The sequence below is a fragment of the Giesbergeria sinuosa genome, assembly GCF_042652905.1.
GTDB classification, from domain to species: Bacteria; Pseudomonadota; Gammaproteobacteria; order Burkholderiales; family Burkholderiaceae_C; genus Simplicispira; species Simplicispira sinuosa.
On sequence record NZ_JBHSHJ010000013.1, the window covers coordinates 49,424 to 62,547 of the forward strand.

The 13,124-nt window shown below is 53.3% G+C and carries 8 protein-coding genes; all 8 read right to left on the reverse strand.

Translation table 11 applies throughout. The features are described 5' to 3' along the window. Positions 1–4: 4 nt before the first annotated feature. Entirely contained in the window at positions 5–2,815 is a 2,811-nt protein-coding gene (locus tag ACFO6X_RS13795; RefSeq protein ID WP_382434037.1) for an EAL domain-containing protein, read from the reverse strand. A 17-nt stretch (positions 2,816–2,832) separates the two neighbouring features. Then, positions 2,833–3,993 carry an ABC transporter substrate-binding protein gene (locus ACFO6X_RS13800; protein WP_382434039.1) on the reverse strand — a complete coding sequence of 387 codons (1,161 nt, stop codon included), beginning with the start codon at positions 3,991–3,993 and terminating at the stop codon, positions 2,833–2,835. A 261-nt stretch (positions 3,994–4,254) separates the two neighbouring features. Next, entirely contained in the window at positions 4,255–5,043 is a 789-nt protein-coding gene (locus tag ACFO6X_RS13805) for a phytochelatin synthase family protein (protein WP_382434041.1), read from the reverse strand. Beyond that, positions 5,043–7,346, reverse strand: coding sequence for a PAS domain-containing sensor histidine kinase (locus ACFO6X_RS13810; RefSeq protein WP_382434043.1), 2,304 nt, complete (start codon positions 7,344–7,346; stop codon positions 5,043–5,045). The genes ACFO6X_RS13805 and ACFO6X_RS13810 overlap by 1 nt, the downstream gene beginning before the upstream one ends. A 6-nt stretch (positions 7,347–7,352) precedes the next feature. After that, positions 7,353–8,219, reverse strand: coding sequence for a phosphate/phosphite/phosphonate ABC transporter substrate-binding protein (locus tag ACFO6X_RS13815; protein ID WP_382434045.1), 867 nt, complete (start codon positions 8,217–8,219; stop codon positions 7,353–7,355). A gap of 138 nt (positions 8,220–8,357) precedes the next feature. After that, the gene (locus ACFO6X_RS13820) at positions 8,358–9,629 is read right to left on the reverse strand and encodes a diguanylate cyclase domain-containing protein (RefSeq protein WP_382434047.1); all 1,272 of its coding nucleotides are present in this window, start codon (positions 9,627–9,629) and stop codon (positions 8,358–8,360) included. Continuing rightward, positions 9,626–10,567, reverse strand: a complete 942-nt coding sequence (locus ACFO6X_RS13825) for a TIGR02285 family protein (protein WP_382434049.1) — start codon at positions 10,565–10,567, stop codon at positions 9,626–9,628. The genes ACFO6X_RS13820 and ACFO6X_RS13825 overlap by 4 nt, the downstream gene beginning before the upstream one ends. A 98-nt stretch (positions 10,568–10,665) precedes the next feature. After that, on the reverse strand, positions 10,666–13,101 hold the full coding sequence (locus ACFO6X_RS13830; RefSeq protein WP_382434051.1) for a penicillin-binding protein 1A: 2,436 nt from the start codon (positions 13,099–13,101) through the stop codon (positions 10,666–10,668). Positions 13,102–13,124 lie beyond the last annotated feature (23 nt).

Genomic DNA, 13,124 nt, shown 5'->3' on the forward strand with positions numbered 1-13,124 from the left:
TTTTTCACACTCCCGTTTTTACTGCAATGGCCTCTTGTTTCCAGCGTTGGCTCAATACTTCAGCTGGTTCAGGGCGGCTAAACAAATAGCCCTGTAAACGGTCACAGCCATGTGCAGCCAAAAAGCTGCGCTGTGCTTCGTTTTCTACCCCCTCAGCGACCACCTGTAAACCTAGGCTATGCGCCAATGCCAACGTTGCGGTACTAATCGCAGCATCATTGGGGTCGGTTTCAATGTCGCGCACAAAGGCACGGTCTAATTTGAGGGTTTGAATAGGCAGCAGTTTGAGGTATGCCAACGATGAATACCCTGTACCAAAATCATCAATAGAAAGCTGCACATCCAAACCCCGCAAAGCTTGCAACTGTTTGATAGCGTACTGGGGATCTTCCATAGCGACTGATTCGGTAATCTCTAACTCTAGATCTGATCCGTGCAGTGCATAGCGGCATAGTATAGTTTGCACCTGTTCGATCAACTCTGGCTGGCGCAACTGGTGTGCCGATAAATTGACGGCTACTGTCAGCCCTTCAATTCCTTCGGCCTTCCAGCGTGCAGCCTGGCGGCAGGCAGTATCGAGCACCCAGCTTCCCAATGGCAAAATTAATCCTGATTCTTCAGCGATTGGAATAAACTTGGCAGGAGAAACTGCCCCTAAAGTTGGATGTGCCCAGCGAACCAATGCTTCTACACCATGTACTTTGCCATCGGCTGCACAAATTTGAGGTTGATAATGCAATTGAAGCAAACCATTGTCAATCGCTAAACGTAATTCACGCTCTAATTCCAACCGCTCTGCCGTAGATTCATTCAGTGCAGCAGTAAAAAATTGGGTGTTGTTGCGCCCTTCACGCTTAGCATGGTACATCGCCACATCGGCATTCTTCATCAAAATATCAGGTTCATTTCCATCAGAAGGAAATAACGCAATCCCGATACTCGGACTGGAATGCAACTCATGAGGACTGATGAGATAGGGAACACGTAAAATTTCGAGAAGTTTATTGGCTACCCGCGAGGTAGCGGCTGCATCTTCTACATCACTGAGAACCACCACAAATTCATCACCACCAAAACGGGCCACAATATCGCTGTCTCGCACATTGGCACGTAGACGGTCGGCCACCTGTTGCAGCAAGGCATCACCACATGCGTGGCCGAGCGTATCATTGATCGTTTTAAATCGATCTAGGTCAATAAACATGACAGCCAGCATGCGACCAGCCCGACGTGCTGTGGCTAAGGCCTGTTCAAGCTTGTTCAGCAGGCTGTAGCGATTTTGCAATCCAGTGAGCGTATCATGGTGGGCGAGATAGGCAATGTGATTCTCTGCTTTTTTGCGTTCAGAAATATCCATAAATCCACCTACATAGTGCGTTAAATTTCCTTCTGAATCACGCACTACGGAGATGGATAGCCACTTAGGATACACAGAGCCATCTTTGCGACGATCTACAATTTCTCCTTGCCAATGGTCACTATGGTTCAGATCAGCCCACATGGCTTTATAAGTATCTGGTGTATTTTGTCCTGACGAAAGTATTCCTGGATTTTTACCCCGTACATCTTCTAATGTATATCCTGTCAATTGAGTAAATGCACGGTTTACTGCGAGGATGCGCCGTTCAGGATCGCATATCAATTGCGCCTCTGCACTGTACGAGAAGATGCTGGCATATAGCCGCAATTCACTTTCTGTCTGCTTTCGGGCAGTGATATCACTGTACAGTCCTAGCAAACCCACAACCTCCTGCTGCGCATTGCGCAGTGGCACTTTGGAAACATTGGCAACCATCTTTTGACCATTGGCCAATGTCAGGTTGATTTCATGTTCTAGCAAGGGAACACCTGCTGCCAGCAAATTCTGTTCTTGTGCTAACTCTTGATTAAGCTCGTGGCGCCAGTGCAATTCGTCTTCATGACGCCCTGTCAACTCATGTGGTTGGGTATATCCAGCATCTGCGGCAAATAAACTATTGCACCCTTGGTAGCGTAAATCACGATCTTTCCAAAAAACCCGAAACGGTGCATGCTCTAGGACGGATTGCAATAGTTCTTTATGCGCTTGCTGTTGTTTGGCATCTTGGACTTGTTGTTGCAGCAACAGCCCCAATTTTTGGGTCATGGCATTGATTCCATGCTGCAACTGCCCCAGTTCATCGTTGGACAATACATCAATTCTGGCATCTAGTTGCCCATGTGCCACCTGTTCTAACATACGCAGCGAAGCTTCTACACGGCGTGCCACAATCCGTTGAGCTACCAATACCAAACAAGCTGAGCTAAGCAAAATAAACAGTGTGGATACTGCCAAACCCCAACGAAAAATTGCTTGTTTTTCAGCCTGAATTTCTACTGTGCTAATTGTTAATACTATGGTGTACAAGGGGCTACCATCTGCATGGTGCTTAAAGGGCTGAACCCAAGTCAGCCGATCTTGATCTGCTACAAATATTCCTTGCCTAAGTTCATTAGTCTGGAACCAACGATTGTCGTAAGTTGGTAATTCTGATACTTGGCGCCCCAAATGGCGTGGATCGTGCGATACGATCACGCGGCGATTGCCACCAATCACCAATCCATCGATATAAGGTGCCCCTAATAAATCACCCATTAGATTTTGGCGAGCTACCGCACTGATAGAGATTTCTTCACTCTCTATCATGCGTACTACCTGTTGCAGGCCATCGCGCAAACGTTGATCAGCAGAATGGCTGAACCGATCTGTGTAATACCAGACCAAGACGCTGAACGAAACCAGTTCGACCAACACCACCAGCAAGGCAATACGTGGAATTAAACCAATGCTGGGCATGGTGGTACAGTTTTTTATTAAGGACGGTGGCGAGGGGTCTGTGCCAGAGATTCCAATTTAGTCTGGCGTTCTAGCTCGTACTCTGCTTCTTCTGGGGGCACAATGGCTACGATCTCAATACGCTGTTCTGGTGCCGAAATGTGTGGATTCCAGCGGGCAATATAAATGGTTTGCTGCACATGGTGACTGCGCGGGTTCATCTTGGCAGTGTGGTGCTGCATGCGTTCTTTGGCCGTTGCTTGGTATTGCTCTAACTGGGCAATGACTGCATGGTTGTCGGTAGTGCCAGCCCGTATGATCGCCTGTAATAGTGCCTTGGTTGCCAAGTACGCTGCATGGGTGACATCACCTGGGTAATTCAATTTGGTGTGTGCATACCGCTTACGGTAGCGTGCTACAAAATCAGAGGTTCCTGGGGTGTCAAGATTCCAAGCCCAAGTTGTGCCAAACAAAGGACGGGCAGTTCCTGGTGCCGGATAGAGCTCTTCCCAATCTACTTCACCAATCAACCAAAGTTGGCGCTCAAATATTTCGGGATCAATTTGAGAAAAAAGTTTGATTTGATTGCCACCGCTGATGACAACAGCCACCACATCAGCAGACACTGCGGCAACTTGTTTCAAAATGCCTAGAGGGTCTGTGAGGTTCTCAGGGGCTAGGATTTCTGCCACTACTTGACCACCATAGCGGCTGATGTAAGGGCGCATTGCCGTTGCATTGCTATGCCCAGCTTCATTGTCTTCGATCAATAAGAGTACGCGGCGTGATGCACGTTGGGCTAAAGCATGGCGAAACAGTGCCCGATTGAAATTGGCTCCGTTGGCGTCGAAGACGAATTTGGTGCGGTGGGCATTTTCTACCGCCTCGGAGGGGGCTGATGAATTGGTATTGATGAAGAGCACGCCATGTTGTTGGCACACTTCTGACATGCTGGCTGCTACGTTAGAAGCAATGGCGCCTATCATCAAGCCAATTTGGTTGTCACGAATGAGAGTCTTGGCTACCTGTGCTGCTTGTTGCGCATCTAAGGTGGGGTCGCGGGAGATGAGAATGATTTCACGACCCAGCACACCGCCACGGGTATTGAATTCTTCGACGGCCATCTCTACGCCTCGCCGGTCGGCTTCGGCGTGCAAAGCAAAGCGCCCACTAGAAGGGGCAACGTGGGCAATGAGCAAAGGTTCTGCAGCCCATGCTGAATATGGGAGCCATAAAAGCCAGAACAACGTGAAGACATGCGTCCATGCTGACATTTGAAAGGCTCCAAGTCTTCTTGGATTCAGATTCATGTGTTCTGTGTGTATAGCTTAATTTACCATTTTACAAGCATGGTTATCTGATCAAATGTTTTTGAAAGGTAATTATTTTTACTTGTCTTAAAAATTATGTAAGTTACATTGATTGCATCAGAACAGGACACAGTCTGCATTCATATTGCATCAATTTTTCTTAGTGACGATCAGCAATCCCCGTGCCTTCCCACTGACGCTGTCATGGTTTTGTGCGCCTTGCAACAAATCAACCAGTGGCACCCAAACTGGTGGATATTTGTACCGTGCCACATCCATCAACAGCACCGAATCACTCGCTTCATGGTATGCGGCCAACGGCGACCAATGGCCGCCTCCCGCTTGACCAATCAAACGACGGTTGAAGTTGAGAAGCACAAAACGGTCTTGCTCGCGCAAATGTTTTTTGAGCAGCTCACGCAACTGACTGGCATCCAATGTATCGGCAACCACTTTCTCGACTGTCACTGTATAGTGGCCTAGAACAGCCTCTAACTGTTCCAGTGTCATTCCTTTTCTAGCCACCACCTCGGGGTCGGCGATACGCCGGTCTACATTGGCAAAGAAGTCTTCCTGTGTGAAGAAAGGAAAATCTGGATACAACACAGTGGCCGGACGAGGCACCCCCAAGGCATTGAGCGCCATGACAGAGGTAGCTACCGAGCAATAGGCTTGGTTGCGCTGGGTTTCAAAGTAGGTTGCCAGCGGCCAATAGGCTTGGCGATAATCGCTCTGGAGCAGGCGCTGCTGCCCAATCGGGTGTGACAACGCAAACAGACGATTGGGAATTTCTAGCGGTTGCCCGGCTGCCACCACCGTGGCAGGTGGTGCAATCAACTCCCGTGCCATCAATGGCTGGGGCAGAGCCACTACGGCGGCCACTGTCAGCAGACCACTGCACCAGCGTACTGGCTCAAACCAAGAAGCAATATTTTTCATCAGGGTATAGGGGTTGGTTCTGATGGGGCATGGCTTTGAGGCAGCCACAAGGTCACGGTGGTTCCACTGCCCTGTGTACTGGCCAAGGCCAGATAACCGCCCAACAATTCGATAATTTCTTTGACGATACTCATGCCCAATCCTGTGCCAGGAATCGTGCCTGACTCATCGGCTCGATAAAACCGCTCACTCACCCGAGCCAACTGTGCAGGGCTTAGGCCTATGCCATGATCTTGTACCTCGATACCCACCATTAGGGCATTGGCATCTCCTTGCCGCACCAAACGCACCAACACCGCCCCTCCAGCAGGTGAGTATTTATAGGCATTGGACAACACATTCAGGACGGCCTGCGATATCTTGTTGCGGTCAACCTGTACCCAAGCTGGCTCCATCTCTAGTGTCAGCGTTGCCGGTGTGCGCCCGTTAGGTGGCTTAAAGTCATGCAGCAGATCTTGTACCAGCCAACGCAGATCCAAGGTCTCTAAGATAAAGTCTTTGCCCCTACGGGCTTCGATCCGTGATAAATCCAGCAACTCGTTGAGGATAGCAATCATGAGTTCAGCCTGACGGCGCATGGTGGCGAGCAAGGGTTGGTATTGCTCAGGTGTCATGGGCCGCATCTGCATCAACTCCATGAAACCAAAGATGCTGGTCATGGGCGTGCGCAGCTCATGGGCAGCCGTGCTGAGAAACTCACTCTTCATCTGCTCGACCTCTGACTCATGTGTCACATCGCGCAATGACAACACCTGTGAGATCACGTCTGAAGCACTTTCATGCAACCCAATTTCAAGCACACGCCGAACCGGGCGCAACAACTCGATGCGGTCGTGTCTGGGCCCATGGCCTTGTTCGCTCTGGTGTTGTAAGTCTTGGCGCAATGCCTCAAAGCTGCGCCACGGCAGGTTCTGGCTGCACTGCCGGTGCAGCAGTGCCTCTATATCCCCTTCGCTGGCGCCTAGCACCTGCACTTTGCTCACACCCGTCAGGCGAATAAAACCCGGACTGACATAGTTGGCCCGACACTGTGCATCAAAAGAGACAAAGCCATCTGGGCTCAGGGCAAAAATGGCATTGAGCTGCTCATTGCGGGTACGCAAACGCTCCACCAAAGCCGAAATCATGGCGGATATGGCAGCCAGGTCGTCGGTGTCTGCGGTGATATGGGTCGCAGCGGTTTCACTGCTCAACTCCTCTAGCACCGTACGCAATGAGACCATCGCCCGCTCCCGTGCGGCCAGTTCTGTATGTAGGCGCTGATCCAGTGCGTGTTGCTCACTCACATCTCTACAAGCCAACACGTAACCAGCTACTTGGCCATCGGGCGCACAAATCTGCGATAGGGTGGTATCTAGCACCACAGTGCATTGCTTATGGGAATTGTGCAGGGTATAGCGGCGGCCTGTCCACGACGACACCGGCTGTTCTTGGGTTGGCAGTAGGGCTGGAAATAATGTGCTGATGGTCTCGCCCAGTACGGTTTGAATCGGCAGCCCCAAGATCTCGCAAGCCGCAGGATTGACCAACACCACCTGTTTTTGCACGTTCAGGGTGAGAACGCCATCGGCAATCGACCCTAGGGTGACGGCTGCCTGCACCCGCTGCGACTGTAAGCTGGCAGCGGCACGGCCTAGCACAGCAAAGGTTTCGCGGAATTCAGAGGGTGCATCTTCGGCAGCCCGCCATGCTTGGGAAGCATCGCCACTTTGCACGGCCTGCTCAATACTTTGGATACGGCTCAGATTGCCCAACCAACGCACCAAGGGATAACGGATGAGCGCCAACCCCCCCCCAATGGCGACCAGCCCCAGCACCAGTGCAAAACGCATCTGCTCCCACAAACGCCCCGCAATGGCATCAGCATCAAAACTCAGACGCAAAATGCCATAGTCTTTACCGCCCACTTGGATGGCGGTGTTGTTGTCGTACAAGCGTGCCGCCACCTGATTGCGCAACCAAGTAGGCGGCTGGGTGTCGGGCCGGTTGTTGTGGGGGGCATGTACCATGCCACCAGCCAAATCAATGAAACGTGCCGATGCCAAATCAGAATGTTCTACGGCACTCTGCAAGGTGCGCAAAATGGTGTCGTAGTCACCAATCACCGCACTGTCGAGGATGGTCGGAGCGATCATGCGCCCCAGGCTGTCGGCCAAGGTTTGTTCATGCTCGAGCTGCACCACCAATTGGTAGTGGTAGAACAGGCCCAACCCCGCCAACACAAACCCTGCCAGCGTGATGGTGTAGAGCATGAACACCCGCCCGACCAAAGACCGGGGCAACAACGGCGACAACCATGCCATGAAATTTCAGCGCAGTGCAGCCGGAGCGGTACGATAAAAATCGCGGTAGGGCGCGTATTCGCTGCCGTCTGATGGTATGAAATACGCTTGATCACTGAGACCGACCTGCTCAGAGACTTTTTGCAAAATCTCGCGCCCCACTGGGTCTTTGTGCATGCCAGTAAAAGCCTGTGCCACCGCCTTTTGTGTTTTGTCTGGCACCTTGGAAGATGCCATCAGGGCCAAGTCGTGCAAAGGGGGAGACGACCACAGCACACGGTATTTTTTTCCTTCACGCCGAGCGTAACCCTCGGCCAACTGTGAGTTGGCACCCACTGCAGCCACTTTGCCGCTAAAAAGCTGTGCCAAAGCACCATCCATATTGCCTCCAAAGACAAATTTGGCATTGACTTTCTGGGCCATCAACTGCGCCGCAGGAAATTTGTACGCCACCAAGGCTTCTGGCCCTGGAAAGGCTACCTCTTGGCCCTGTAACTGTGCCAGTTTGGTGATGGGTGAATCGGCAGGCACAATGATCTGACCATGAATAGGGGGAGTTTGGCGCCGGCTCAACACCTTCCAGCCCAATTGTTCACGCTCTGGACTGAAAAGATGGTTGCTGAAGACGAATTCGACCTCCTGCGCCAGCACATAAGCAGTGGTATCTGCAGAGGTGCGCCCGATCTTGAGTTCGAGCTTGACACCGCTTTTTTCTGACACATACGCGATGATGGGATTCCAGTAGGAAGCCGTGAGCTGAATACCATACTGGTTGACTGGTGAAAAACGATACGCCGTGTGGCTGGGAGATTGGGCCCAAGCCGCCCCTACCCACATGACAGAGGCCAGCAGCCCCACACCCCAATGCCGACGAGAGATCAAAAAATGTTGCATAAGCTTTGGCCTTTTCTTCACTACAGGCATGCGCCCGCAGCTGATTCAGAACACCTGGAAACGATATGTCACCAAGTGTAAATTGAAGTTGATGAACTCCCCTAACATGGGGATTTGCATGAACCCCGCACTGTGCGGTCAAATTTGGAAAGAGTCCACCACTTGCATCGACCGCTTGTCGACATACATCTGCGCATCTGCCACGCGCAACAGGTCGTGGGCCTGGGTGCCGTCGTGAGGATAGCGTGCAACACCAATACTGGCACCTACTTGCAACAGTTCATCTTGCCAAGCACAAGGTTGTCGCAGAACGTCTTTCAAACTGTCTTGCACACGGGCCACAGAGGTACCTGGTTCTAGGTTTTCCAAGATGACCACAAACTCGTCACCCCCAATGCGCGCCAATGTATCTGTTTCGCGCAATACCGAACGCATCCGTTTCGCCAGTTCTGTCAGCAATACGTCACCAGCCGCGTGACCATACAGATCATTGATAGGCTTGAATCGATTGAGGTCGATCAACAACACGGCCAACTCATGTTGATAGCGTTGCGCTCTGGCAATGGCCTGCTTCAGGCGCTCATCCAATAGCATCCGGTTCGCCAAGCCGGTAAGGGGGTCGTGGTAGGCGTGTTCCACCAACTGCGCATTGGCCACACGCAACGCATTGGTGCGTTCAGCCACGCGCAACTCCAACTCCTCGATGTGGCGCTGCTCTGCCTCGTGGGCGTTTTGCAGTCGAAGATAGGCACTGTTGAGGCTGTCTTGCAAGCGCCCCAACTCGTCGTCTTGGTAGGCTGGGCTGCGATGGAGTACCAGCAAGGGCTGGCTGCTTCCGGGTTGGTACTGGCTGGCAAAATCGGCCATGCGTATCAGGTGGCGTGTCACCATCGAAAACACCAGCCAGAGCAAACCCAAAGAGATCACTGTGGTTTTGGCCGTTTGGGTCAAAAATACCACCACTAAACGATCAAAGCTCTTTTGGTAGAGCTGCTGGCGGTTGGGCACCAACACAATGCTGCCCACCTGAATGGCATGTTCGCCAGAGCCATGCACCAGCGGTAGCTCATGCGCTGCTAAATGCTTGGCATCCAGACGGCCTTGCTGAATCACCTCTTTGTCGCTGGAGCCGTAACGTAACATGACCCCTGCCACCCACGAAGAGCGGGCAATGCCATCGACCTGCGCATGCAGTTGCTGGCGGTCAAAGTTCCAAGCCGCTTGGGCCAGCCCAGGAATCTGGCTGATGCGAATAAAGTCCAAGGCGTCTTGCATGTCCACCACGTCTTGGCGATAGTTGGCGTAGAGTTGGACAGAGGTGGCCACCAACGCGCTGACACCATTGATCAGCAGCATCCAAAGCAGCAGGCGCTTGCCCAACACACCAAACAACTGATCAAACCGAATCATGGCTTGGTGGTGCTATGAAAAGGACTGTGTCGGGCCAACAATTGCTCAAAACGGCTGATGCTGGCTGCGTCCATATACGAGAGTTGTGTATCCACCCAAGGTGGCCGAGGGCCAGCCTGTGCCAGAACAGTATTGATTCGGGCAATGACTTCACGCCCCCAAGCACTTTTGGTGCAAACCACATGCCCCACGGTGTAGTCTTTGGTGCCAGCAATTGGCAGATAGACCAAATCCAGCGGTGCAGTAATGCGGCCCTGCATGTTGTAATAGCCTGGCTCCACAGGATAGGCAAAGACATAGTCTGTCCATCCGGCAGCCAAGTGGCGAAAGGGGGCATCAAAATGCACGCCTGTGGTCTTGAGATGGGCTTGACCTTGGTGCCGTGCCAGCGCCGCATCGATTTCGGTGCCCAGGGCACGCCCCTCCGTCAATGAGGTGCTCAACTTGGAATCGGACAGCAAAGCCTGCACATCGACTTTGCCATCGGAGCCGATGTGCTCACGCAGGCGTGCCAGATTCTTGCGTTGGATTACCACATGGTGGGTGAGCGCAAAATGCACTGGGTTGCTGAAATAAGCCAACTTTTCTCGCTCTGGGGTGCGCAACAGCGCCGGATGGCACACTGGCGCGCCCTGTGCCATCAGCCCTTGTAAGCGTGCAACGCCAGCCACTTCGAACCGATGCTCGAAATCGGGCATGTGCTTGACAAAGTACTTGACCGCCGCATCCACAAAGCCAAGCCCTGGCAGTTCTTTGTCGACCAAAATGAAAGGCGGAAAATCATTCAGCAACCACAAAATGGTCTTGTTGGCCTTCGTTTCTTGTGCCGAAGCAACGCCCACAAAACCCAGCAGACAACACAGCAACGCCGCCCAACGAGACACCCGTCCCGCCATGACAACCCCTCGACTTTGCTTCGGTTTGGCAGATACGGTCACATTTTCTCCTCCGGCCTAAACATCTCATCCATTCTGATGATGATTTGAACCATCATAGCGGCTATCGCTCTCACGGCCTGCCTAGGTTCTAACAATCATCAAAAACTACTTTCCCCCGATGCAGGCAAGGCGGGGGAGGGTGTTAGCTCCTGCATTTCTAGGGGTTGTAGTGGTGGTTCCTCCTGAATCGGTGGGGGATCTGGCCATGCAGGCACTGGGCTGGTTTCTATTGGCAAAGCGCCAGAACGGCCAGACACCGCGGTCGACTCGGTGATTTCTGGTGCTGTGGGCAGCACGGGAGCGGGCACTGGAACTGCTGGGCGCGTTGGTGGCGTTTCTATTTTTTCTGGCACAGGACGGCTGGCCCACCAGTCCTGTAGCCAATCGCGCAGGCGCTCCTTGAAGTCTTGCCACCAACGTGAACGCGGGGTATCGACAAAACGAACCTGGGCATCAATCTGTTTGCTGCGCAAAGCCTGCTGAAAAAACTCACCCACCATTGGCAGCGCACTGCGGGCGCCTTGGCCCCAATGGTCACTGCGCAACGTGATACGGCTATCATTAAAGCCTGCCCAAGCCCCCGCCACCAGTTGTGGATGCAACAAGATGAACCACCCATCGGCATTGTCTTGGGTGGTGCCTGTTTTGCCTGCCACATCCGCTTGAATGCCATAACGGGTGCGGATGGCACGCCCCGTACCTTGATCAATCACACCGCGCAAGGCATTGCGCAAATCTTGGGCCGCTTGCACGGGCATGGCTTTTTGGGGGCGTGCCGATGCAAATTCCTGCAACAGCTCACCACGGCGATTTTCGATGCGGGTGACCCACAGTGGCTCTACATAGCGCCCCGTATTGGCAATGGTGCCATAGGCAGCCACCATTTCTTTGAGCGTCACGGGACTAGTACCCAATGCCAAGGCCGGTACAGGATCGAGTTTACTGTCACGCACTCCCATGACACGGGCCAGCTCCACCACCCGCTCGGGGCCCACCTGCTGCATCAATTGGGCAGTGATGGTGTTTTTGGACTGTGCCAATGCTGTGCGCAAGCTCATGGCTTGACCACTGGGCGGCCCACCATCACTGGGACGCCAGACCTCACCGCCCGGGAGCTTGATTTCTACGGCTTGATCTATCAGTGTATCGGTGGGGTTCAAGCCCTGCTCGAAGGCCGCACCATAAACAAAAGGCTTGAAGGTAGAGCCGGGCTGGCGGCGGGCTTGCTGCACATGGTCAAAAGCATCTTGAGCAAAATCCCGACTGCCCACCCAGGCCCGAATTTGCCCTGTTTCTGGCTCCAATGCCAAAAATCCGGCCTGCACCCGCACTTTGGTCTGACGCAGTGTGCGCAAAAAAGCCACATCGGCCAGCAAAGCCTTGGCGGCCTCATCAGGGGTTTGGCCCTTGGCAACAGCGGCACGAAACTCGGTGGATTCTCGCACCAAGGTTTCTACCAAGGGGTTGCGGGGCTGCCAGCCATTGCGCTGACTCCAAGCCGCATCGGCCACCGCCTGCAACTGACGGCCCTGACGGGCCACAGCCTGATTGGCCACAGCTTGCAAACGAGAATCGATAGTGGTGTGAATGACCAATCCATCGGTGTACAAGTTGTAGCCATTGCGATCAGCCCAGGCAATCAGCCATTTTCGCAACTGCTGTGAAAAATGGGGTGCTGGGCCTTGGGGCTCGGCTTGGCGCTCAAACTCGATGCGCAGCGGCCGTTTTTTGAGTGCCTCGAACTGTGCAGGTTTGAGTTTGTCACGCTTGACCATCTGCGCCAGCACGGTATTGCGCCGGTTTTGTGCCCGCTCTGGGTTGAGTACGGGGTTGTAGTAACTGGTGCCCTTGAGCATGCCGATCAGGGTGGCGCTTTGCAATACTGTGAGCTTGTCTGCCGAGGTATCAAAATAGGTGCGGGCCGCCATCTCTATGCCATAGGCGTTGTACAGAAATGGAACCGTATTGAGGTAGGTCTCCAGAATTTCTTCTTTGGAGTAGAGCAGCTCAATCTTGAAGGCTGTAATGGCCTCTTTGAGCTTGCGCGTGAGCGTGGGGGCGCGGCCAATCTCTTCTGGAAACAGATTACGGGCCAATTGCTGGGTGATAGTAGAGCCGCCTTGGCGGTCTCCAGAAAACGTGGCCAAGGCAGCGCCAACCAGTCGGCGTCCGTCCATGCCCCAGTGCTGGTAGAAGCGATGGTCTTCGGTAGCGATCAGTGCATCCACCACGGCTGGGGCAATGCCCTTGAGTGGCACCCATTGGCGGTGGGCCCATTTGTATTCGGCCAGCAGTTTGCCATCGCGCGATAGCACTTGGGCTGGTTGTTCAGTCTTGGCTTTACGGATGTCGCTGATGGCGGGGGTAAAGGGTATGAGCAGCAGGGTATACAACAGGAGCAGGACTGGGCCTGCGGCCAGCAACCCCCACAAGGTACGGCGGTTGGGGCGGTGCAGATGTTGCATGAGTGATGGACCCAGCCATCTCCCCACTCCAGACAACCGACCCCACATGGAAAGCACAAAAGGAGGCATCAACCCAGACTCGTCAAGGCACG

Bases quoted from the DNA above. Each gene is read 5' to 3' on its own strand.
- ACFO6X_RS13820 (WP_382434047.1), bottom strand. From the start codon at position 9,629: ATGATTCGGTTTGATCAGTTGTTTGGTGTGTTGGGCAAGCGCCTGCTG.
- ACFO6X_RS13805 (WP_382434041.1), bottom strand. From the start codon at position 5,043: ATGAAAAATATTGCTTCTTGGTTTGAGCCAGTACGCTGGTGCAGTGGT.
- ACFO6X_RS13795 (WP_382434037.1), bottom strand. From the start codon at position 2,815: ATGCCCAGCATTGGTTTAATTCCACGTATTGCCTTGCTGGTGGTGTTG.
- ACFO6X_RS13810 (WP_382434043.1), bottom strand. From the start codon at position 7,346: ATGGCATGGTTGTCGCCGTTGTTGCCCCGGTCTTTGGTCGGGCGGGTG.
- ACFO6X_RS13815 (WP_382434045.1), bottom strand. From the start codon at position 8,219: ATGCAACATTTTTTGATCTCTCGTCGGCATTGGGGTGTGGGGCTGCTG.
- ACFO6X_RS13830 (WP_382434051.1), bottom strand. From the start codon at position 13,101: ATGCCTCCTTTTGTGCTTTCCATGTGGGGTCGGTTGTCTGGAGTGGGG.